At 44.8% G+C, this 24,648-nt stretch carries 19 protein-coding genes; 4 read left to right on the plus strand and 15 right to left on the minus strand.

The window, feature by feature from the left end:
• Positions 1–131 precede the first annotated feature (131 nt).
• The 4 genes from JMY02_RS05235 to JMY02_RS05250 form a co-directional block, all read right to left on the minus strand.
• Complete coding sequence (locus JMY02_RS05235) at positions 132–1,523, minus strand: XdhC family protein (protein WP_201595978.1); 1,392 nt, start codon at positions 1,521–1,523, stop codon at positions 132–134.
• 112 nt (positions 1,524–1,635) lie between these two features.
• Positions 1,636–4,074 (minus strand): xanthine dehydrogenase family protein molybdopterin-binding subunit, encoded by a 2,439-nt coding sequence (locus JMY02_RS05240; RefSeq protein ID WP_201595980.1) that lies wholly within the window; start codon positions 4,072–4,074, stop codon positions 1,636–1,638.
• A 2-nt stretch (positions 4,075–4,076) separates the two neighbouring features.
• On the minus strand, positions 4,077–5,069 hold the full coding sequence (locus JMY02_RS05245; RefSeq protein ID WP_201595982.1) for an FAD binding domain-containing protein: 993 nt from the start codon (positions 5,067–5,069) through the stop codon (positions 4,077–4,079).
• Positions 5,066–5,725 (minus strand): 2Fe-2S iron-sulfur cluster-binding protein, encoded by a 660-nt coding sequence (locus JMY02_RS05250; RefSeq protein WP_201595984.1) that lies wholly within the window; start codon positions 5,723–5,725, stop codon positions 5,066–5,068. Before JMY02_RS05250 ends, JMY02_RS05245 begins: the two co-directional genes overlap by 4 nt.
• A gap of 466 nt (positions 5,726–6,191) precedes the next feature.
• On the opposite strand from JMY02_RS05250, the gene JMY02_RS05255 reads away from it, so the two are divergent.
• Positions 6,192–6,845, plus strand: a complete 654-nt coding sequence (locus tag JMY02_RS05255; RefSeq protein WP_201595986.1) for a DsbA family oxidoreductase — start codon at positions 6,192–6,194, stop codon at positions 6,843–6,845.
• A 29-nt stretch (positions 6,846–6,874) separates the two neighbouring features.
• Positions 6,875–7,570 (plus strand): haloacid dehalogenase type II, encoded by a 696-nt coding sequence (locus JMY02_RS05260; protein ID WP_201595988.1) that lies wholly within the window; start codon positions 6,875–6,877, stop codon positions 7,568–7,570.
• 153 nt (positions 7,571–7,723) lie between these two features.
• On the opposite strand, the gene JMY02_RS05265 is transcribed toward JMY02_RS05260, so the two are convergent.
• Positions 7,724–8,848 (minus strand): S-(hydroxymethyl)glutathione dehydrogenase/class III alcohol dehydrogenase, encoded by a 1,125-nt coding sequence (locus tag JMY02_RS05265; protein ID WP_265087954.1) that lies wholly within the window; start codon positions 8,846–8,848, stop codon positions 7,724–7,726.
• Positions 8,849–9,258: 410 nt separating this feature from the next.
• Here JMY02_RS05265 and JMY02_RS05270 point away from each other — a divergent pair, with 410 nt between their 5' ends.
• Positions 9,259–10,149: a LysR family transcriptional regulator gene (locus tag JMY02_RS05270; protein WP_201595990.1), complete on the plus strand. Its 891-nt coding sequence runs from the start codon at positions 9,259–9,261 to the stop codon at positions 10,147–10,149.
• Positions 10,150–10,156: 7 nt separating this feature from the next.
• On the opposite strand, the gene JMY02_RS05275 is transcribed toward JMY02_RS05270, so the two are convergent.
• From JMY02_RS05275 to epmB, 8 genes are all read right to left on the minus strand, one after another.
• Positions 10,157–10,474, minus strand: coding sequence for a DUF4031 domain-containing protein (locus JMY02_RS05275; RefSeq protein WP_201595992.1), 318 nt, complete (start codon positions 10,472–10,474; stop codon positions 10,157–10,159).
• Between the two features lie 20 nt (positions 10,475–10,494).
• On the minus strand, positions 10,495–12,807 hold the full coding sequence (locus JMY02_RS05280; protein ID WP_201595994.1) for a transglutaminase family protein: 2,313 nt from the start codon (positions 12,805–12,807) through the stop codon (positions 10,495–10,497).
• A complete protein-coding gene (locus JMY02_RS05285) occupies positions 12,804–13,841 on the minus strand; it encodes a hypothetical protein (protein WP_201595996.1) in 1,038 nt (345 codons plus the stop codon). The genes JMY02_RS05280 and JMY02_RS05285 overlap by 4 nt, the downstream gene beginning before the upstream one ends.
• Positions 13,842–13,940: 99 nt before the next feature.
• Positions 13,941–14,933, minus strand: coding sequence for an AAA family ATPase (locus JMY02_RS05290; RefSeq protein ID WP_201596218.1), 993 nt, complete (start codon positions 14,931–14,933; stop codon positions 13,941–13,943).
• A gap of 86 nt (positions 14,934–15,019) precedes the next feature.
• Positions 15,020–15,478 (minus strand): c-type cytochrome, encoded by a 459-nt coding sequence (locus JMY02_RS05295; RefSeq protein ID WP_201595998.1) that lies wholly within the window; start codon positions 15,476–15,478, stop codon positions 15,020–15,022.
• 104 nt (positions 15,479–15,582) lie between these two features.
• Positions 15,583–17,667, minus strand: a complete 2,085-nt coding sequence (locus JMY02_RS05300; RefSeq protein ID WP_201596000.1) for an EAL domain-containing protein — start codon at positions 17,665–17,667, stop codon at positions 15,583–15,585.
• A 324-nt stretch (positions 17,668–17,991) separates the two neighbouring features.
• On the minus strand, positions 17,992–19,806 hold the full coding sequence (locus tag JMY02_RS05305; RefSeq protein ID WP_201596002.1) for a hypothetical protein: 1,815 nt from the start codon (positions 19,804–19,806) through the stop codon (positions 17,992–17,994).
• A 223-nt stretch (positions 19,807–20,029) separates the two neighbouring features.
• Positions 20,030–21,037 (minus strand): EF-P beta-lysylation protein EpmB, encoded by a 1,008-nt coding sequence (gene epmB, locus JMY02_RS05310; RefSeq protein WP_201596004.1) that lies wholly within the window; start codon positions 21,035–21,037, stop codon positions 20,030–20,032.
• A gap of 157 nt (positions 21,038–21,194) precedes the next feature.
• Here epmB and efp point away from each other — a divergent pair, with 157 nt between their 5' ends.
• Positions 21,195–21,767, plus strand: a complete 573-nt coding sequence (efp, locus tag JMY02_RS05315; protein WP_201596006.1) for an elongation factor P — start codon at positions 21,195–21,197, stop codon at positions 21,765–21,767.
• A gap of 209 nt (positions 21,768–21,976) precedes the next feature.
• Here the strand turns inward: efp and JMY02_RS05320 are convergent, their stop codons facing one another.
• A complete protein-coding gene (locus tag JMY02_RS05320; RefSeq protein WP_201596008.1) occupies positions 21,977–23,815 on the minus strand; it encodes a GAF domain-containing hybrid sensor histidine kinase/response regulator in 1,839 nt (612 codons plus the stop codon).
• A 16-nt stretch (positions 23,816–23,831) separates the two neighbouring features.
• Positions 23,832–24,647 (minus strand): tRNA threonylcarbamoyladenosine dehydratase, encoded by an 816-nt coding sequence (locus JMY02_RS05325; protein ID WP_201596220.1) that lies wholly within the window; start codon positions 24,645–24,647, stop codon positions 23,832–23,834.
• Between the last annotated feature and the right edge of the window lies 1 nt (position 24,648).

Consider the following 24,648-nt stretch of genomic DNA (forward strand, 5'->3'; position numbering starts at 1 on the left):
GTTTTTCACATAGTTTTTCACATAGTTTTTCACATAGTTTTTCACATAGTTTTTCACATAGTTTTTCACATAGTTTTTCACATAGTTTTGCGCGTGACTTTTAGCATCTACGACAGTAATGCTATCGCTACTCATACGCTACTCGGTGCAGTATCTGTCTCTATGTCACGGCTCATCATATCACTGCTTATTGCTGCCGCACTTGCAACGTTATTGTGCAAAAATTCGTCGGGCGCTGTTTGCTCGTGCATAACGGCATTTATCTGAGCCATAATACCAAGCGCGAGGGCTTCGGGGCCATCTCCACCGAGCTTATAGCCAATCGGATAATGCAACTTACTAATACCAGCATCCAGAACAGTAGGATGACTGATAGTAGCGCTAATTTCATTAATTAAGCGCTCAGTGCGATAGCGTGGTCCTAGTTGCCCAATATATCTGTAATTTTTGGGATGCGCCAGCAGTACTGCCAAACGAGTACGATCTTGACTAAGACTGTGCGACATCAACGCAACAGCCGCATTATTGCTCAGCTTGAGTAACTTTTCGGTACTCTCTAATGGCAGATGCATCACCATATCTGCCTGAGGAAAACGCATCCGAGTCGCATATTGCGCGCGACTGTCTATAACCGTGACATGCCAATCTTGCAGTTTTGCCATCGTGACCAGTGGCATCACATCATTGCCTGCACCGCAAATCAACAAGCGAGTTTGAGGTTGTAGCCGTTGTATGAGCCACTCTGTGGTTCCGTCCCCATCATCTAAAACAACGTATTTAGCATCGTTATCAAGCGGCTCATATTTTAACAATGCTGCACTCATATTCGTCAATTTTTGCCAAAACTCAGAGGGTGCTAGATCCAAATCTTTACCAGCACCTATCACCCCTATTTTTCCTAATTGGCTATAGTCATCTAGATTGATGCGCATGCCAATTTGTAACTCAGCGCTTTTTTGCGATTTAGTACTTTGCTGCTGGCAGTTATCAGAGCGAATCAAAGTCGCTATTGTGGCGGGCTGCTGAGTATAACGAACCTGACAGATTATCTCTAATAGTGGTTTTGCGGTAGTCATTCTTTCAAACAACACATGCACCCGTCCATTACAACCTAGCCCAAAATTTAGCTCATCTAATTCAGTGCCTAAGTCAGTGTTTGGCTCAATATTTATCTCAATATCTGGTTCAAAGTCTAGCTCATCAGATTTTTCAATATCAGACTTGTCTTTTTTGACCGCTACTTGTGCTTGACCATTTTCAGCATACTCAACATCATCGCCTGTCTGATAGACTTGTACATTCGCGCCATTACAGGTGAGCCAAAAGGCGCGTTTAATAATATGCGGCTCTAAGCAACCTCCACTAATCATCCCAACCGAGCGACCATCTTCACAGATGAGCATCATGGCACCAGCGCGGCGATATGCCGACCCTTCAGTACGCACAACGGTTGCCAGTACAGCATCAACGTTTTTTTGCTGAGCCTCACTTGCCAGCTTAAGAATGTCAGCAACTTGATTCATAACGCCTCTTATTTAATAATTATTTTTTTGATAATGATAAAAGATACCACCGATTGAGTTACAAAAACCCGCTCATTAAGCGGGTTTTTGTCATATATATGGCTCGTAAAAGCTACTCCGGCATCTCATAAAGCAGCTTGTCGAGAGTAATAGGGAAGTCATAAACGCGTACACCCACAGCATTGTAGACAGCATTAGCAATGGCAGCGGCGGCACCAGCAATCGCCGTTTCGCCAATACCCTTAATATGCATGGGGTTGGTATAAGGGTCATTTTCTTCTACCAATATCACATCCAGTTGCGGTACATCCGCATTGACTGGCACGTGATACTCTGCAAGATCATGATTGCATAGGCGACCGTCGCGTTTGTCATGGATCACTTGCTCCATCAGCGCTGAGCCGATACCGAACACCATGCCACCATAGCACTGTGAAGTAGCAGTTTTTTGGTTGAGGATACGACCAGCGGCAAATGCGCCCGTCATACGCTTCACTCGAATTTCACCAGTAACCTTATGAACGGCAACTTCAGCGAAATTCGCACCAAACGAAGATTGACGATATTTTTTGCCGTTTTTGCCCGGTTTTATCTGACCTTTTGCACTGATTTTTTGCTCGTCATATTTACCGACAATATCTGTTAGCGCATAAGAGTCATTGTTATCAAAATCGTACTTCTCTGATTCTGATTGTTCTTTCAACACGTGCTCTGATAATGAAATTCCTGTGGTTTCTGATATCTTGTTAATGGTGCTATCAGCGAATGCTTGGCTATTCTTCTTAGCAGTCTCTACAGCAGTTAGCTCATGCTCACCAACTTGCTTGATGTGACCGTCAGCCAGCTGAATGGTATCAGGATATAGGCCAACTTTTTCAGCCAGCATTTCACGCAATTGTTCACAAGCAAGATAAATACTACTACCTGCACTTGCAGCTCCCCAACTGCCTCCTGAGCCTGATGCAGGGGGCAAGGCACTGTCTCCCAATTTCATCTCGATATGATCAATGGGTAGTCCTAATAAGTCAGCAGCCACTTGAGAGAACACCGTATAAGAGCCAGTACCAATATCGGTCATGTCTGTTTCGATGACAGCTTTGACACCGAGTGTTTTTGATTTATCTACCTGAAGCGTTGCGCGTGCCTCAGAGGGCTGTAATTGATTGCCACGTGCCGCAGCAGCCATGCCAGTTCCTATCCACCAGTCCCCTTCTAATTGACTGGCTGGTTTGGTGTTTCGCTTACTCCAGCCAAACTGCTCAGCACCTTGTTCCATACAAGCAATCAGCTGCCGTGTCGAAAATGGGATGTCTTTACTAGGGTCTTTTTCGGGTTCATTACGGCGGCGTAGCTCGATAGGATCCATATCCAATTGAGAAGCCAATTCATCCATTGCGCATTCAACCGCGATCATACCAACCGCTTCACCAGGCGCACGCATCGAACCTGATAGCACTTGATTCATATCTACCATTTCATAATGGACTCGGCGGTTTTTACCACGGTATAAGTAATGCGTAGACAAAGCGGTCGGTTCAAAGAATGCCTCTCCGGGCAAATTGCTAGAAACGGTATCGTGAATCAACGTATCGATGACACCCTCTTTATCACAGCCAATTGCGATACGCTGACGAGTATTTGAGCGTCTGACCGTTGCTTCCATCACTTGTGGACGGGTCATAGTAATCAATACTGGGCGACCAAGCTCTTTTGCGGCGATAGCAGCGGCAATAGACTCAGGGGCAATACCAAGCTTACTGCCAAAGCCACCGCCGACGTAATGAGCGATGAGCTGCACTTGGTCTTTACTCAAGTCCAAAGCGTCCATCACCTGTTGCTTGCAAGAGGCAAGCATTTGATTCGCGGTATAGAGGATTAATTTATCTTCTTCCCAATGTGCCAATGTCGCATGTGGCTCCATGGCAGCGCTGTTTTGACTTGGTGTATGATAAAAACGATCGATCGTTACTTCGGCATCGGCTAGGCCTTTATCTGGATCGCCTTGCACATAATTTTTGTCAGAGCCATTTTTTTCATCGACTGCATGGGCATTGGACAGCTCTTGGGTGAAATTCAATGCCGCTTGGTCAGTTTCATTTTTGTAGGTTACTTTAAGCGCTTTCGCTCCTTCTGTCGCCGCCTCAAAGGTTTCAGCAATGACAACCGCTATCGGCTGGCCATGATAAAAGATCTCAGTTACCCCTTGCTTCGGTGCTTTTTTTGCGCCGCCCTGTTGAGAGTTACGTAAAAAATGCTCAGGATCAGTGACAACTTTGATAATATTTGGAATACCTTTTAGAGAGTCACTGTCGATTTTCTCTACTTGACCTTTAGCAATTGTCGCACCAACTAAGACACCATAAGCTTGATTGTTCAAGTGTATTTCAGCGCTATATTTCGCTTGACCGCTAACCTTTAGCGAACCATCAACACGGTTGATCGGCTTACCGACAAGCTTGCTCGGCGTTTTGCTCAGTAGAGACTCAACAGGCTTATCCATGGTCATTTTTTTGGTCGGTTCTGACTGAGTGATTGATTCAAATAATGCCATAATTATGCTCCCTCGCCCGCTAGTGCGCGCTGAATGACTTGTTTTAGTAGGCGACGCGTCAACGGTATCTTAAAGTCGTTTTGACCATTACCTTTGGCATCATTCAATAATAAATCAGCGGCCTGCGTAATAATGTCGCTATTGCCATCGGTATCCGTTAATAGTGTCTCAACTTGCTCATTGCGCCATGGCTCAGTACCAATACCACCAAATGCCAGTCGTACGGTATTCAAATTGCCACTGTCATCAACGTCTACAACTGCGGCACACGATACCAGTGCAAACGCATAAGAGGCGCGATCACGTACTTTGTCGTAGGTGTGGATACCTTTAATAGGTGCAGGTAACACAACATGAGTAATAAGCTCGCCTTCTTCTAATACCGTCTCAATATGCGGCGTGTCTTTTGGTAAGCAATAAAAATCTTTGACAGCAATGGTGCGCGTGCTGCCATCGGCTTTTACTGTCTCAATTTTTGCATCAAGCAAACGCATGGCCACGGCCATATCGGATGGATGCTGAGCAATACAGGCATCGCTCGTGCCTAAGATAGCAAGTGTACGATTCTCGCCATTGATGGCTGGACAACCCGTTCCTGGCTCTCGTTTATTACAGGCACTGTCTGTCTGATAAAAATAATAACAACGCGTACGCTGTAAGAAGTTGCCACCAGTAGTCGCTCTATTGCGTAATTGTCCAGTCGCCCCTGCCAAGATCGCCCGCGCTAACACGGGATAATTTGCAATGATATCAGGATGTGCTGCCAGATCACTATTGGTCACTAGTGTGCCAATACGCAAACCACCATCATCAGTGGTTTCAACCTGCTCTAACTCTAGGCGAGTGATATCTACCAATTTAATGGGCGTTTCAATCTCTAGTTTCATCAAATCTAATAAATTAGTACCACCTGCGATAAAAGTAGCGTCTTCGGCACTAGCAGATGTGGCAGCTTGCTCTGGTGCAGCAGCACGGTCATATTCAAATCGTTTCATGAGCGACCTCCTGTCGTACCAGTTGCTGTCTTATTATTTGTTGATTTTTTACCAAGCTGGGTCTCACTAGGCGGCGGCGACCAAATTCCTGTCACGCTTGCCCCTTGCACTGAGCTGTCAGCTGTTTGAGAGGTTGAAGACGCTGATACTTGCTCCTCCAGCACTTGTGAGATGGCTTTAATGATATTAGGATAAGCAGAACAGCGACATATATTGCCACTCATGCGCTCAGCAATTTCTTGTACAAGCAAGCCATCAGGGTGCTGCAAATCTGTGCTCACATGACTTGGCCAATTTTGCTTCACTTCCTCTATCAGCGCTGTCGCCGAACAAATTTGTCCAGGAGTACAATATCCGCACTGAAAGGCGTCGTTGTCCTTAAACGCTTGCTGCAATGCTGATAGTGAATCAGGCATGCCGATGCCTTCGATGGTAGTAATTTCATCACCATCATGCATGACTGCAAGTGTCAGACAAGAATTGACCCGTCGACCATTGATGAGCATTGTGCAAGCTCCACATTGACCGTGGTCACAGCCTTTTTTGGGTCCGGTGATTTGTAAGTGTTGACGACAGACATCGAGCAACGTCGTGCGTGTGTCAAGATTATCAAGCTGATAATCCTTTTTATTAATGGTTAACGTCAAAGTAGACATGCTGGCTTCTCGCTGGCAGATGAACAGAATGGAATGGCAAAGAACGCCTGATAAAAGAGCGTCGATAGATTTATTATGCCGTATCAAAACGGTTATTTTGTTTTCACTTTGTAGTTATTAGAGTGTAGTTTTTAATCTAGAACGTCCTTAAAATAAGAAGGCTTTTGGTGTATTACTTTCTGTTAGAGCCTATTTTAACAACTAATTATGACTACCTATCACTAGTGTTTACCCCTGCTGTATCACCGCTACGCATACCTTTATTTCAATTATTCCAATCAACAAAACTTTATACCTATCATTTACCTTGTCGTTAACGACGATTACATTTGCGCTACTTAAGTCGTAACCTAGAGTGCATTGTAATCACCGTATCATTCTCTTAATATTGATTGCACGGATGTGGCTGGACAACACACCAGACACATCTCCTTTAAAATATAAATAACACTACTTGCGAGGCATTATGGAACCATCAGAAAAACCACTTCGAATAGACATCGTCTCAGACGTTGTCTGCCCTTGGTGTGTCATCGGCTATCGTCAACTGGCACAAGCACTTGAGCAAACCAATACCGCTCATACCATCCACTGGCATCCGTTTGAGTTAAACCCTAACATGCCAAGCGAGGGTCAGAACCTACGCGAGCATATCATTGAGAAGTACGGCTCGACGAAGCAAGAGTCCGATGCGAGCCGAGTTAGAATGGCCGAAGCAGGTCGTGAAGTGGGCTTTGAGTTCAATTTCAATGACGATACGCGTATGCACAATACCTTTAATTTGCATCAGCTCCTGCATTTTGCAGATCAGCAAGGCCGTATGCATGACTTAAAACAAGCCTTGTTTGTCGCGCATTTCACCAATAACAGAGACATCTCTGATATCAATGTACTTGCTGATATCGCAGCAGAGATTGGGCTTGATCGTAGCAAGGCGCTGGCAGTATTGGAAGGTCAGTTCTTTGCTAAGGAAGTACGTACGGCAGAGCAGCACTGGCAACAACAAGGCATTCAAAGTGTACCAGCGGTTATTTTTAATGAGCGCCATCTTGTCAGCGGTGCTCAAGGCGTCGATAATTACATAAGTATTTTAGAGCAGTTAGCCACCATGCCTGACTGAATCATTATTTAGAATAAAAAGGATTTTTTATGTCCTCTGATTACAGCCCAAATATCATTGTGTTCGATGTTAATGAAACCCTGCTTGATATCAATACGCTTGCGCCTTTATTTACACGGGTCTTTGGTACGCAAGCTGTTCTGAGAGAATGGTTCGCACAACTGGTTTTGTACTCACAGACCATGACTTTATCTGGGCTGTATACACCTTTTGGTGAGCTTGGCATCGGTGCGTTACGCATGGTAGCTGATATTCATCAGACAACGCTGACAGAGAGCGATATTGCCGAATTAAAAGAGCGTATGAACAACATGCCTGCCCATGCGGATGCGATACCAGCACTGACTCGTTTACGAGAGGCAGGGTTCCGATTGGTAACGCTGACCAACTCAGCGAGTGGCGCTTCCCCAACTCCTTTAGAAAAAGCGGGATTAAGCCACTTTTTTGAGCAGCATTTCAGCGTTGAGACCGTCAGTAAGTTCAAGCCTGCACCTGAAACTTATCAAATGGTAGCGAAGGAGTTATCTGTTAAAACGTCAGACTTATGCCTTGTTGCCTGTCATCTTTGGGATACCATAGGCGCGCAAGCGGCAGGTTGTCGTGGTGCATTTTTGACGCGTCCTTATAATGCGATGCTTAACGCGCCAAATGTACCAGTACCGGATTTGACCGCATCAGATTTATCGACGCTAGCAGATCAAATTATTAGCAAAAAGGGTGCTTAATACAGGCGTTCGCTAGAGTGCTATTAAGCCTATCTTGTAGCTTTCAAAAAACCATAGCGCAAAAAAATGCTGCTTCAATTTTGAAACAGCATTTTTTATTGTAAAGTCGGCAATTTAAAACCGTAACCTTGATATTACCGTCAGCAACTGCTCTTAGAAATTGACAACCGTACGGATGCTCTCACCCTTATGCATCAAGTCAAACGCTTCGTTGACGTCTTCTATTGGCATCGTGTGCGTGATAAAGTCTTGTAAAGGAATTTCACCCGCCAGATAGCGCTCAACATATCCTGGCAATTCTGTACGACCTTTCACACCGCCGAATGCTGAGCCTTTCCAGACACGGCCCGTCACTAACTGGAATGGACGAGTAGAGATTTCTTGCCCTGCGCCTGCGACTCCAATGATGACCGACTCACCCCAGCCTTTATGGCAGCACTCAAGCGCTGATCGCATGACGTCAACATTACCAATACATTCAAACGAATAATCAACACCGCCATCGGTTAGCTCAACGATGACTTCCTGAATTGGCTTGTCATAATCTTTCGGATTGATGCAATCAGTAGCGCCAAGTTTTTTGGCCAGCTCAAATTTGCTTTCGTTAACGTCAATCGCAATGATACGGCTGGCTTTTGCCATTTCAGCGCCAATCACCGCAGATAACCCAATACCGCCTAGGCCAAAAATAGCAACCGTCGCGCCTTCTTCAACTTTGGCAGTGTTCATGACAGCACCCATGCCAGTGGTCACGCCACAACCCAGCAAGCAAACTTCTTCTAACGGCGCGGCTTTGTTGACTTTGGCCAAAGAAATCTCTGGCAAGACGGTATATTCTGAAAAGGTTGAACAGCCCATATAGTGATAAATTGGCTCACCGTCTTTATAAAAACGCGTGGTGCCGTCTGGCATGAGACCTTTACCTTGGGTTTCGCGTACCGCCGAGCAGAGGTTAGTCTTGCCTGACGTACACATTTTACAGACGCCACATTCTGCTGTGTATAAAGGAATGACATGATCGCCGACTTGGACGCTGGTCACGCCTTCACCGATTTGCTCAACGATACCGCCGCCTTCATGACCCAAAATCGCTGGAAACACGCCTTCTGGGTCTTCACCAGACAGCGTAAAAGCATCAGTATGACAAACGCCACTTGCCACAATTCTGACCAACACTTCCCCTTTGCGCGGCAACATGACATCCACCTCTTCAATCGACAATGGCTGATTTGGCCCCCACGCAATGGCGGCTTTAGATTTAATAAATTTGTCTGACATATAAATACTCTCTTTTAATTGGTTATTTTTTTACGATACACATCGCTACTGTTTTAGTGTCATTATAATGATTTCAATATGTAGTGAGTTCAGTATAAAAACGGGTCAGCGGAACGGGTATAATTTTTTGCAGCCTCTGTCACGCTTGTGAACAGCCAGCAAAGAAAATTGATACCAGTACAACACAATGGACGAATGCACCATTTCTATTATGAATTGCCTATACTTGAGGCCATGCGGTAACAACTGATCTGAATAAAGACCCTTTCAGCTTATCTTGCTTACTGATGATAGGCAAGCTTGAGAACAGTAAGCATTTTTATCTTCACCGATGTTTACCATTATAGTTTTTTCTGTAGGTATAACAATATGCTATATTTGCAAATATCTTTTACATATTGGTAATAATAATGCGCTGGGATGGTATTAGCGAGTTCGTTTACGTGGCAGAGTACGAGAGTTTTACGCGCGCGGCAAAAGAATTGGGCGTATCGACCGCGCAAGTCAGTCGGCAAATAAGCGCGTTAGAGAAACGGCTGAATATCAAACTGCTGTATCGCACCACACGCAAAGTCGCACTCTCAGAAGAAGGCCGCGTGTTTTATCAGCACTGCCGCAGCGTACTTGATGGTTTGGATGCTGCGGAGCAAGCCGTGAGCAATTTACAGTCAAAACCACAAGGCCGAATTAAACTGACCGCACCTGTGACCTATGGCGAGCAGCAATTATTGCCACTCATCAACGATTTTATGGTGCAGTATCGCGATGTCGAAGTGACCGCTTTTTTGAGCAATCAAAAGATTGATTTGGTCGAAGGGGGTTATGATTTGGCTATTCGTATCGGCAAATTAAGCGACTCAACCATGATGGCCAAAAAGCTCAGCCGTCGCACAAACTTTGTCTGCGCTGCACCCACTTATCTTGATAAATATGGTATCCCGCACACGCTAGACGAGCTGAGTCAACATAACTGTTTACTCGGTACGCGTGACTATTGGCATTTTATTGAAACAGATAAAGGAGCGAATAAGGAAGTGAATAAAGAAAGGAACTTACGCGTGGCCGGAACGGTGCAATACAACAGTGGCCATAGTCTGGTTGACGCTGCTCTAAAAGGTTTGGGTATCGTCCAGCTACCCGATTACTATGTACAAAAACATTTAGCATCAGGGGCGCTGGTGAGTTTCTTAGACGACTACAGAGAGCCTGACGAAGGCATTTGGGCAGTGTATCCCCACAACCGTCATTTATCGCCAAAGATTAGATTGCTAGTAGATTATTTGGCGAAGCGCTTAGCCTAGCACTCGGTCAAAACAGATTTCTCAAAGAAAAGCACTGTTCTGACAATTCAAATCGCATCAATTGGTCATTCAGTTCTACTTTTAACTTTTTGGCACATTCGATAATTTTTTTTCGATCGGCAGGAATCGCACCTTGAGCAATGGCTATTTCGCGCATTTGTACCGTGATGTCATAGTGCGGATAACTAGCATGGCGATGGAATAAACGCGCATCCACATCAATAAGTGCTGCAAACTCATGCAGCTCTTGCAACGTATCGGCCAACATATGACACCACTGATAACCTTTAAATGTTATTTTCACAAAATCTACGTATATGGCCATTTTACCATTCCCTAAAGCGCTTACATCAATTGACGTATATGCTTCTTAAGCTGTTTTAGCTGTGTTTGATATTCGCGATCATTGGTATCCAATGTACTAAGGCGTCCATAACGCAGCTGCCGATAGTCTTGTTGAATCTGCTCAATTTTTGTGCGCATATCTTCTGAATGAACGCGATCTTTTGATTGATTGGCATTATCACTTTCAAGGTGACGACGCTGAGTCATCGTATCGGCAGTGCGGTTATCCAGCGTTGCTGCCAAACGCTCAAGCCACGCCAACTGCCCTTCGCTATCGCCGCGCGCCAGTAATTTATCGCGCTTACTCAGACGTTTTGAGAGCTGGAAAAGGGGTAGATCCGCTGTATGCCACCGTTTGCGGCGACGCTGCCAAATAATAAATATCAACACCGACATAACCGTAATAGCACTAGCAGCCAACCAGACAATTTGCTGCCCGATTGAGCGGATATTGAACCACTTTAATAGCGAATCTGCTTGTTTATCCTGATCGTAGCCGACAACGTCTTTTTGCCAATAGTAACTGGCCTGATCGGATAAGCGCCGCAAAGATTGGAGCATCTGATACTGCTGATAGCTGATTTGTGCGCCAGCGCCTTCTCCAAACATCGCCGCACCTTGTGATTGCGTCATCGCATCCATACCTTGCTCTACACGCTCAGGAGCAACAAAAGCCGTCGGATCCACTCGTACCCACCCTTGGCCTTCAAGCCAAACCTCCGTCCACGCATGCGCGTCTTTTTGGCGCACTTCCCAGACAGTGCCACCGCGGCTCAGCTCGCCGCCTTGATAACCCGCCACGACTCGTGCTGGAATACCAGCTGCCCGCAGCATAAAGGTGAAGCTAGAAGCATAATGCTCACAAAACCCCGCTTTGGTCTCAAATAAAAACTCATCAATACGGTTGGTATTCAGTCGCGGCGGTGACAGCGTGTAGCGAAAATCTGTTTGATTAATCCAGCGCTCAATAGCATTCATATAGCGAACGGGATCAGAGCCTGACTGGGCAAAAAGCTGCTTAGCCAATGCCCGTGCTTGCGGATTGCCATCAGCTGGCAATGCCAAATTCAGCTGCCGCAATTCATTGTCCAAAATAGGATCGATACGCATCGGCGCAAATTGTAATACATCGTAGCGCAGTTGCTGCGTGACAGGTTGATCTTTGAGTAACGTAAAGTCTGACGTAACACTGACATCTGGACGCTGGCTAAAAGGATAGTCGAGTCCAAACAGCCAGTTTTGTTGCGTGGGTTCTAAGATGATCTCATAGTTGCTGGGCGCGACTTTTACCGCGTCAGGGACGGTCGCAAATGCATTTTCAATCCAAGCAGGCCTTTGCGGCGAAGGTTGCCATTGTCGTTGCTGAGGGCTTGGACGCCATGTAACGCCATCAAAATCACTAAAAACCAAACCCCGCCAATAAAGCTGCTGTTGTGGCGGACGGTTATTTTCAAACTCAACACGAAAAGCCAGCTCAGTCGATTGTCCTAGATTGGCAAAATCACCAGGTGACATACTGTCAGAAACACCCGTCGTCGCTTGTTGACCGGATAACTGTACTGACCATAACGGTGGCAGACGCGGAAAAAACAAAAACAGCACGACCAGCAAAGGCAATGCACCGATACCCAATATACCTAAAGTACGCAAGCGACCCTCGCCGCGAGTATTGCCATCATCATTGAGTGCGATGAACGCCAACAACACAACAACGGCACCGACCACTACCTCAAGCGTGGTAACAAGACCTTGATTCATCAAAAACAGCGCAGCAAGTACGAATAGCGACAAGTTCAATACCACATAGGCATCACGGCGCTTATATAACTCCCAAAGCTTACTGATCAAGCACAGCACCAAAAATGCCACGCCCATATCTAGCCCAAATGCCGTGTTGTAGGTCAGCCATAAACCAACTAATCCCAATAAGAAGCCAAGCATTTGCATGGCTTGATACAGTCGTTTTAAATGGCGCAGTTTTCTAAATCGCGCCTTTACCTGTGGCAATTGGGCGGCAATACTGACGACCGCAAAGCCTATTAGCCACAGGGGCAAATGGGCAGCATGGGGTAAAATAACGATCATTTGGGCAATTAATACCCAATAATATGCTGGCAATGCCAATAATTTGCGATACCCTTTGTTATCATGGCTAATGTCATCGCGGCTTATGTCATCACGGCTCACTCCAACTTGGGCATTGGTATATTGACCCAATGCCAAGCACTCAAAGCTGGTAGCAGCGCTCGTTGTAAAGCCTGTTTCAGATGAGTTGTTAGAAAACGTTTTGCTTAAGGGCTGAGAGTCAGTCATGGTGCTTTCGCCAATCTTAGCAGGCAAACTTGCGCAAAGCCGTCGCCCTCACCCATTGGTACAACAGTCTGTTCTTCACTGGGTAAGCGCATTTTAAATGGCACTCCTAGCTGAGCCAGTGTCATCACACCATAAGCCAGTTGCGCAAGCTTATGCTCATGATGTGCCGCTGGCATATCAACATAATCTAACATTTGCTCATGGCCGACAGGATCACCGAAATGCTTGGTAAACATACCTTGACCACGCGCCACATGACCCCAAGAAACCCGTGCCAATGACTCACCTTCTATATAATTATCTAGCCGCTCAAAGTCATCTTGACCTTGTCGATACTGTCCACCCGTTGGCAAATCGTCCATACTGACGACTGCATACTGCGTTTGCCAATCAAATGCTTCTGGCTTTGGATACACCCAAGCGGTACGCGCAAAATACACGTACGACCATGCACGCATAATACCCAAAGGATAAACCGTCTTTATTTTTAACCGTGGTAATTCAAGCTGACCGCGAGTATGAGTCTGAATAGGCAGACGAATGACTTGCTCACCTTGTAGCTGGTTCACCAGCACAGAATGTTGATTATCCTTACTGTCTTTAGTCTTTTTATCAGCACGCTTATTGATTTTTTTATCCAGCTGCTCAAAGTCAAACACAAGCTGGCGTCTAGATTGACGGCTCTCACTACGGAGTTGTAAGGTAACCCAAATAGGAGCGCCTGCTTCTGCCGTGGTCACTTCCAATATACGCACTTGCAATCCTGAGATATGTGCAAAGGTCACATGAAAGCTGATGAGCCAAACGCTGACCAGATAAAAAAACAAACCCAGCACCAAATTATTACCGTAGTTGATACCTGCGATAAAAGTGATGATTAATAACAGCGCAAACAGCATGCCTTCACAGCTAAAAAAGATATAGACGTTTCGAAAATTGAGCGTAACGCTGTCACTTTTGGGCGCGCGCGACGCAAACCAACGGCGCAATGCTGACGTTATAGGTACAGTTAAGGCTTTTGGCAAAAGGCTCATGATTACCCTATCGTTACCATAAAATTGAAAACATAGTCAAAGCGTCTTAGGGCATATCATTAATGTGCTAATTGATGACACGCCCTAGGCAAGAAAAGATTAAATAACAATGGGCACTTCTGCCAAAATACGTTGGGCGATGGTCTGCACTGCTTGTCCACCCACGACATGAGCAGGTACAAAACGCTGACCCAAACGGTGATCTGTGACCGCTGCAAATACCGCTTGGATATCTTCAGGCGTCATTTCCATATGACCCGACACATAGGCATAAGCCTGTGCGGCACGTTGCAATGACAGCACACCGCGCGGCGAGAGACCATGATATTCCTGACTGGCTCGGGTTTTTGCGACCAAACGCTGTAGATAATCTAATACCACATCTGCGACGTAAACTTGCTTGACCCCATGCTGAGCCAACAAAACAGCCTCTGTGTCCAATACCGCGTCCAGACCTTTTAATAGCTCACGGCGATCCTGACCTTTTAATAGCTCGCGCTCTGCTGCAGGCGATGGATAACCCAGCGATAAGCACAGTAAAAAACGATCTAACTGCGACTCAGGTAATGGATATACGCCCGCTTGCTGGAGTGGGTTTTGAGTGGCAATCACAAAAAATGGCTGCGGCAAGCGATACGTTTGCCCATCTTGCGTTACCTGCCGCTCTTCCATGGCTTCTAGTAAAGCACTTTGCGTCTTAGGACTGGAGCGATTAATCTCATCAGCGAGCAGCAATTGCGTAAAAATAGGGCCAGGACGAAACTCAAATTTTAGTTTGCTTTGGTCGTAGATACTCATACCTAAGATGTCGGCAGGTAGCATATCGTTGGTAAACTGTACCCGACTAAAACTCAACCCTAGCAACTGTGCCAAGCCTTGAGCCAAAGTCGTCTTACCCATACCTGGCAAGTCTTGCAATAATAAATGACCACCTGCCAGTATGCCGCTGAGGGCCAACTTGACCGCTTGCGGTTTGTCCAATACGATTTGATTTAATTGCGCCATTAATTGGGCAATTTTCTGTTGATTGTGGTGATAGTCAGCAGGACTAACGGTGGATGGACTGGCATCCTTTACTGTTGACTGATGCATAAACGCAGATGGTATTTCGGTAGCTGAATGGGTCATAGTAAGTTACTGGCTCATTTTTTAGGGGAGTAGTGATGATAAATCAGGCGTTACTGGGCAGCAGCTTCAGTTATCGGCGCCGCGGCACGCAGCGTTGACAGATAAGCGATCACATCTGCACGCTCTTTGGCATCCGGCATAGGGTTTGATAGCATCTTTGATTCTGGCATGGCTTTTTGGGCATCGGCAATATAAGGATCAAGTGTCTTAGCATCCCATATCCAACCTGATTGTTCTAATCCTTGGCTATAAGTATAATCCTCTAGCTCAGCCGCTTGCGCACCGTATATGTTCATCAGCTGTGGGCCTTTTTTATTGAGACCTGCATTGAGCTGATGACACTGACCACAAGCTTCTCGATAAATGATAGCGCCCTTAACATCATCACCCTGAGTATATAGTGGCAGTGTGACAGGAGCACGGTGATCGGGTGGCGTTTGCTCACAGGCAGTGAGTAATAAAACAACGGCAAAAAGACCGCTCATTTGACATTTACTGATGATAGGCATTTTTGGCAATCTTTAGTTAAGAAGCATCCGCTATAAGTGCATAATATAAACAATACCGAGATGACAGTTGTAAGGCATGTCATTGATTAGCACATGTTATGGGCTTAATTCACCACTATCGTACTGCTCGGCTTTTCTAAATAATCACCTTGCAGATAGCGCGCGCCCACACTCCAAGCGACAGACATGGTTGAGGCATCTTCGATATAAGGCATCAACACATCAACCTTGATTTCATTGGTAAGCATAATGAGAGATTTGACCGTTTCTAAATTGTTCGCTGAATCAATTCCTTCCACGTAGTTACGGGCTAAACGCACCACATCTGGCTGCACAAAACTTGCAATTTCTATCGATTTGGCAGAAGAGCCAAAGTTCTTGATGCTCAATTGACAGCCGACTTGACTGAGTGCAGAAAACTGAGTTTTCGCCACCGTTAAATGATCCGAGACCTCTTTTTCGTTAAACTGTAAGGTTAGCACACCCGCCGCACCGCCCACAGCTTTTATGAGTTGACTAACGACATTGGGCAGCTTTTTATCGGTCAGTGACGCACTATTCAACTGCACCAGCAATCTGGCTTCAGGTTGTGTTTTGCGTATCTCATTTATTTTTTTACAGGCATTAATCAATACCCAGCGATCTATTTTCTCACGCAGTTTATGCGTCTTGGCAACTGCCATAAATTGATCGGGTGTCAATACGGTGTTGTCGGCATCTGACAATGGCAATCGCAGAAATACTTCGAAAAAATCGCTGCGATCATTATTGATGTCATATATTGGTTGGAATGACAGCTCAAAGCGGTTATTGGTTATGGCATCGATCAAAGACTCAGCAAGGGCATGATCATCACTATTGGCGTGTTCGCTTGGGTCATATAAATGATAGATACCACCATGGTCAGAGGTCTCTATCATAATTTGATTAATAACCTCCATCGCCCGCTCAAGTAATATATTTGGCTCGGCAGTGTTTTTCTCAATTTTGACAATACCAATACTGACCGTCGTACTAATGGTGCGCTTATCCACCTCAATGAACGTATCTTTGATACGTGAAACAATATGATCAGCCAAACTTTCCAGCTCTTTCGTTGTTTTGTCTTCCACCAAAATGGTAAATACCGTATCACTAAAACGACTCACATGCCCATCTGATATCAGCTCATCCAACATATAGGCAACATGCTTGACCGTCGCGTCGATTCCTTGTAACCCCAAACTGCTTCTAATTTTACCGACATTATCGAGCTGAATATAGAATAGCGCCGCCGTGACCGTCCCTTGCTGCGATTGTTTATATACACTTGCCATTTGCTCTTCAAAACCGCGGCGATTGTCGATACCAGTTAAGCTGTCTTTACGCTCAGCCGCTGCCAACCGCTTGGCCACTTCAGCACTGCTGGTGTTGTTTTGTTGAATAATGACCTGAGTAACTGGCTCTCCATCTAAGGTCGCTGCAGCCAGCTGTAATGTTGCTTCAAAAGTACTGCCATCCATCCGCACACTTTCGAACTTAAACTCTACGTCTTGCCGGTTTCCTTTATTGAATTGGCGTAAGAATTGTTTGAAACCCTTGACGTTATCGCTGCCTGCAATCAGGTCAATAATAGGAACACCCATCACATCATTCAATGATTCAAAACCAAAAAGCTGAAGATAAGGATCATTGGCGAAAATATGTATCCCTTGATCGATATAAGCAACGGCACTTTTAGAGTTTTTGATCAAGACATTGGCACGTTGCTCGGCTTCAGAAAGTACATGCCGTAACGCTTTAAGCTCGTGGCGACTGCGTAAGTTATCATGTTGTAAGCAAATAGACATTACGACGGCCATTTCTTGCTTTACTGTGAGCGCCTTGACCATTGTTCCGCTGATAATATCAGGCAATCCCTCATTATTATGGGCTATCGCTGCCATCTCTTCACTCATCAGGCAGATCATAGGCAGATCGATATTCTGATCTTGAACAATGCCCACGACATCCGTAAAACTCATATCATAAGCATTGCCAAAAACCAGAACGTCCCAAGGTTGCCGCAGTGACTTTAGCAGCTCCTCTTTGTCATCTAAAAATCCCAAATTGACGGTTTCGTAATAACAATCTAGGAGGTGCACAAGGCGCTCAGCGTAGAGCTGATCGTCATCAATGACTAATAGATTTAAGACGGACTGTGCGCGCATAAGAAGCCTTTTGAGTCTTGTGATCTTATTGGTGTGTCTTACTTGTGATACCTTACAGCTTGTCCAAACATCCACATAGCGCAAAAAGCACTATAAGAATTAGACTGAGCGATTTTGATTGACGGGTACGTTTTTCTGCATGAAGATGACATGCTTTTAAATCAGCATTACTGTATAAACTTTTGCCATTCTATCCATCATTATAGACAATAATTCAATTGGTTGCAGGTTAACTTACTATCCTCGTTATCTAGCGTACTTCTGTAAAAACGCTTCTACATGATAACTTTTTTATGCCCTCATTTGTCCATTTTTTATCAGCCGTCACATAAACGACTGTTTGACCACTTCATACTGGCTAAATTCATCCGTAATCAGCAATCTGCGCCCCAAACGTAAAGGAACTTGTTTATTACTGATACGCATTATGACTTTGTCGTTCACCTGAAAATGAGCATTTGGCACGATCAACGTACCAATAGTTCCTAATTGCTCATTTCTACCAAGCATAAATGCTGGCACAAAATGTCGACTACGCACCTCTCTACCTTCTAAACGCAAGCCACAAGCCACGAGCTTATGACCAAGTACTTGCCACTCAACTTCTGGGTTTTTGGCGTCAAGATTCAGCCAGCGCACTATTCCCATAGACCAATCAGCTGGCGTGAGCGTATCAGAGCGGCAGATCAAAAAAAGACTCATGTTATATAAGGGTGGCGGTTCCGTTGTAGCAGCATCATTGTCCACCATCACCACATTAAGGTCATCTCTGTGAAGACACGCTTTATCCTTCAGCACCTCATCATCATTAAATGTTGCCTGTGGTATTTCTTTATCAATGGCGTCTAAATTGTCTGATTTTGCGGGCAAACGCAGAGTGCGAAATAATGATAACGCATCATGACTACCAAGGGTTTCGCTGATGACTATGCCAATACTGTCTTGTTTCTGATTAACCGTATCATAACGAGGGCGCTGCCCATCTGGCAGCTCCTGCATAGCAATCAAGCTTGTGAAGCTTTGCGACCCACTAACACGGTAATGAATGTTGTTGAAGCCAGTAATTAAAACAGCCTCTTTTTTGATAGGGTACTTGGCTTTTGGCGTGAGCGGTGACTGTAAATACCGATAACTGAGTGTCATCAATACTTTATTAAGTAAGTAGCACTCAACCCCTTCACTGCCCTCTTCAATTAAGACTTGTATACGTGATTCAAAATACTCAACCATCGGTGCAAGTTCTATAAATAAACAATGATGGCAATCTTCGTATGGGTTGATGTCAGAGTTGGCCGTCAAATAGGTTGGCAGCATGTCGCTTTTTAGATCAACAAATACCCGTGTCTCGGTTTCTGGCTCTATCGTCGCAATAATGCGGGTGGCCCACTCAGGTAATAAACGTTGTACTAGCAAGATATTAGGACGACGCATGGCACGTACGTTCAACAAACTATATAAGCAAATTTGACAATACAGCCGATGTATATTATTTGAGTGCTGAGTAACGATACTTTTGCTCAAATCAGTATCCGCCACCTGATACTGATGAGCAAGGGAGTACAGATGATTGATTTTGGCCCATAAGTAAGGTGATGGTTTTTGATAACAAATCGCATCCTCACCCAATAGCTTTTGATACATCAGCAGTGTTTGATAAATAGCGACAGCCAGTGTGGTGGTTGATGAGGACTTGGTGGCTTTAAAATAACGCTGCCAGTTATTGCTTAAAGTATGTTTCTTCTGACTATTTAATAAGGATACTTTTCGGTGTATAACACTGTCGTAGATCATAATCATCAGATAATACAGTGACTTTGTCTGCGCCACATAACCCAACTGAGCAGCACTCAGCGCTCCTGTCTCATAAATATAGTACTGCCGCAAAGTAGCCACCAATTGATCTAAGGCATCTATCGTCGCAGCCGTCAGTTTGAGACGTTGCGGCCCATCTATATCTGCTGTGCGTAATATAGTGAGAATTTTTTCTAGTTGCTCAGCCTGCTGGGCTTGCGTTCGAGCAGGCAAGGTTGCCAGCAACTTGAGCAACTCATGCTCATGAACGCTGATTGCTTGATTCGTTGATGGTGGTGATAGCTCTATAGCAGACAAATACGCTTGAAACGTCGATAAGGTTATCATGAGCATTCCTAGTAACTAAGGCGCGGCCTAATTTTGAACCTGAAAACGAGATAAATTTTAGTCATGACATTAGGGCGTATTCAACACGCACTAGTATTGGCTATCCATAGAGCATACTTTTTTGAATCCACTATTTTTGAGCCAAACCTGCCTCCTCTCCAACTATCACTTTCTAATAATCACTCTTTGTTTACTAATTTTTTAATATACCATAATGTTTATATTAAGTATCACTGTAAATATCAATTGGCACTTTAAAAGGTCTGTTCGGTAACTCTCTCACCAGCTTAGGCACCAGATAACCTGGCAATGCTGCCAGTAATGACCAATAAAGCGCAATTGACGCCTGCTGTTCATTATCAAAATGAGCCGCACCTGCTACTTTGTCTAACACATGCAAATAGTAAGGCAATACACCAGCGGAAAACAAGTGCTGGCTTAATTGCGTTTGGGTCTCAACACTGTCATTAATGCCTTTTAATAAGACGGCTTGATTTAATAAGGTAATGCCAGCCGCGCGAGCGCGCTGTAAATATTCTGACGTCAGGGTGTCGATTTCATTGGCATGATTACAGTGGATCACCATCACAATATGACAGCGACTTTGGGACAATCGTTCCAGTAATGCCTCGTCCAGACGCGCTGGAATGACCAATGGCAAACGCGTATGCAACCGAATGGTTGTCAATTGAGAAATGGATTCTAGCGTCTCCAACCACGCAAACAAACGCCTATTTGTCACATTTAGTGGGTCGCCACCACTCAAAATCACTTCATTAATCTCAGGATGAGCAGCGATATAGTTAACGATGTTTTCTTTTGCATCCGCTGTTGGCATATTGGCACTATAGTCAAAATGCTGACGAAAGCAGTAGCGACAATGAATGGCACACGCGCCAGTAATGGTCAGTAGCACTCTTGACTGATACTTATGAAGCATGCCTTTGACTGGATTTTGCATATTTTCACTTAAAGGATCTGCCACATAGCCCGTTACCTTAATTTGCTCACGCTGGTCTGGCAGTACTTGTCTGAGTAAAGGATCATTGATATCGCCAATGGTCATTTTTGCCACAAACGCACGCGGCACTCGTAGCTCAAAATGCGTGGGCACATAGACCTCTGCGCGTCGTGATTCGAGCTGTAAGAGACTGAGTAGCTCATCAACGGAGGTAATGGCTTCGGATAATTGCGTTTGCCAGTTCTTTTGTGTGATTAAATGGTTTATCATGACAGCCTATTATCTGTGCCTAAAAGGCGATATTATACGCCCTTACGGTGTACCCTATCAAAGTATACCCGTTAGCCTCGAAACACTTGGCGTAACCACAGCTTTTTGTGCAGTAAGCCCTACCTATCATCATACTTACAATCCCTAGGAGTCTCTTGTGGCAAGTTTTTCTACTAATGAATTTAAAGCTGGTCTAAAAGTTATGCTTGATGGCAATCCCTGCGCCATCCTTGAAAACGAGTTTGTCAAACCCGGTAAAGGCCAAGCCTTCAACCGTGTCAAGTTGCGTAATCTTCGTAGTGGTAAAGTATTGGAGCAAACATTCAAATCAGGTGACAGCTTAGAAGCCGCTGATGTAATGGATACTGAAATGAACTATCTATATAACGATGGCGAGTTCTGGCACTTCATGCATCCCGAAAGCTTTGAGCAGATCCAAGCTGACAAGACAGCGATGAGTGACTCAGTAAAGTGGCTAAAAGAGAACAGCAATGCGTTATGTACCATTACCTTGTTTAACGGCGCACCTTTATCAGTGACTCCGCCTAACTTTGTTGAATTGCAAATCACAGAGACAGATCCCGGTGTCCGCGGTGACACGTCAGGTGGCGGTGGTAAACCTGCCAAGCTAGAAACAGGCGCTGTCGTCCGTGTGCCATTGTTTGTACAGCAAGGTGAAGTGGTTCGCGTCGATACTCGTACTGGTGACTACCAAACCCGCGTTAATTAATAGCCTGTAAAAAGAACAGACAGCCTCTAAAACATAGCTTCTAAAAAATAGTTTCTGAAATATAGCGTCTTTCGGTTCTTCAATAAAAAAGCGGAACTCCTTATTAAGGGGTTCCGCTTTTTTTATAGTTATAATCAATCCTAAATAAAGTGGATAATCGATTGAATTGAGGACACGCCCTAAACTCACTATATCAATCTTTCGAACCGCTATTCCTCTTCGTCATCCAATTGTTTTTGTATCAGCCAATACTGTACCAACGCATTCAACTGTTCTTGCTTAAAAGGTTTGGTGCAGTAATCTTGCATGCCAACCTTCAAATATTTTTCGCGTTCACCATCCATCGCATTGGCCGTCAAAGCAATAATAGGCGGTAATAATTGAGGGTCATAAAGTTCATGCAGTTTGATGGTGGCCTGTACACCGTCCAAAATTGGCATATGATGATCCATCAAAATAATATCATAACGCTCAGGGGATAAAGCAAAGGTCTCAATGGCTTGTTGGCCGTCAACGACATGAGTAACTGTATGCCCCCCATTATTTAGGGCTTTTTTAGCGATAATAGCGTTGACGGTATCGTCTTCAACCAACAGTATATGACCTGCACGCTCGTGGGTAGGCTCTATCAAGGTCAAGTCATTTAAATTTTGCCACGTTTCATAGTGTTTTTCGTCGATAGACGGTAGCGGCAGCAAAACCCTAAAAGTAGTGCCGACACCAACTTCACTATAGACATCGATATAACCGCCCATCAAGCCGACCAATGACTTACAAACGGAGAGTCCCAAACCTGTACCACCGTAGAGACGGTGTGTGAATTTGTTTGCTTGACCATAAGCATCAAATATTGCATCCAATGATTCTGCTTTGATACCGACACCAGTATCTGTGACCTCAATACATAGAGTCATCACTTCATGAGAGACAACCTTATTAATGGTATTCTGAGGTGTATCTTTATCCACATTTCTTTCTTGAATGTCCTGTGTGCGATATGATGAATCAGTACTGTAACCATCAAAATCGTCAGAGTGACAATTAGGCACGTGTTTGACATCGATACTGACTCGTCCCCCTTCACGGGTAAACTTCACTGCATTATTGACGAGGTTTGCGAGGATTTGTTTGAGGCGTACTGGATCACCTTGCACGTAAGGCGATAACGACTCAGTATAATGATAATCTAAAGTCAATCCGCGCTGACGTGCTTTGACCGTAAAAAGACTGACCACTTCATTACACAATGCCGATAAATTAATAGGAATAGAGTCAATAGTCATTTTTCCAGACTCTACTTTCGATAAATCCAAGATGCCGTTGATGATTGACATCAAATGCTCATTGGAAACTTTGATATTATCGACGTATCCTTGCTGTTCACTGCTAAGTTCAGTCTCGCCTAGCATTTCTACCATACCAATAATACCGTTCATTGGGGTGCGAATTTCATGACTCATGTTGGCCAAGAAATCCGACTTCATCTCATTGGCATATTTGGCCTCGCGTTGCTTATCTTGTAGCTGCAAGGCATCGGCTGCCATCATCGCAAATTGCGCTAATACCTTTGCTTGCTGATCATCAAAGCTATGATTGGGCTTCATATCCATTAAACATAGAGAGCCCAAACGATAGCTCTTATTGTTCTCATGTAAAATAATGGGTGCGCCTGCATAAAACCGCAGGTAAGGAGACTGTGTTATCAATGGGTTTTGGCTAAAACGTTCGTCTTCTAACAAGTCTGGTACGATGAAAACCTCGTTAGACAGCACCGTATAGTTGCAAATAGCCACTTCACGCGTCGTGCGACAGATATCACCTAAGCCATAGACAGATTTTAGATACTGCGCTTCCTCATCCATAAAAGTGATCGTAACCACTGGCATGTCAAAAAACAGCTTTGCAAGGTCAATAAGGCGCTTAAATGCTGGCTCATCATTGTTATTGAGCACTTGGTACTTTCTAAGTTTATTAATGCGCTCGGCATCGTCTACCGCTACTGGGTAACTATGTTTAGGTGGGTTAAGTATAGGCAAGACAGTCTCCATTCAGTAATATCATATGCTAGATTTTATGCTCGCCTGCTTGCTTTATCAGCAACTGCAATGCTTCGCTCACCATGATCATTGCTACAACCGAGGTAACAACGACTGCAGAGCCATAACCACCACAGTGCAATCCACCTGTTTGACAGCTCTTGTCCACGCGCGGTGGCTCTATAGAATAAACACACTTGATACCGAATTTTTCTTTAAGCGCCGTATTAATACCTTTTTCATGGCGTAGCTTATAACGCAATTTGGCAAGTAACGGATCTTGGTAACTTTCACGTAAGTCGCTCACTCTAATTTGACTCGGATCTGTCTTACCCCCAGCCCCGCCTGCACAAACCAGCTTGAGTTTATTAAAACGGCAATGCAGGGCAATGGCCAATTTGGCATTCATGTCATCTACGCAATCGAGTACGACAATAGGTTTGCCTTGGGCAGCGGCAGCCTTTGCCTCATGACGGCTGGGCAACAGTGTCTCTATATTATCTACCGTCAAAAAATCATCAATTAAGTTTAGCATTATCTTGGGATTGATTTCACGCATACGCATTGCCATCGCTGCGATCTTACTTTCCCCAAAGGTGCTGTCTAGCGCTGGCAGCTGGCGATTGACATTAGAGACAACCAACACGTCTAAATCAATCAAAGTAATCGTCCCAACTGCTGTTCGAGCTAAGGCTTCCGCAGCCCAAGAACCCACACCACCTACGCCAATAACATACACATGAGCGGCAGCAAACGTATTGACTGCTGGTGCGCCATAGAGCGTTTTTGTCCCTTGGAAACGACGCTCATACTGCTCATTTTCTTCATTGAGGTCAGCCTGCATG

Source organism: Psychrobacter vallis (genome assembly GCF_904846715.1).
Classification (GTDB): Bacteria; Pseudomonadota; Gammaproteobacteria; order Pseudomonadales; family Moraxellaceae; genus Psychrobacter; species Psychrobacter vallis.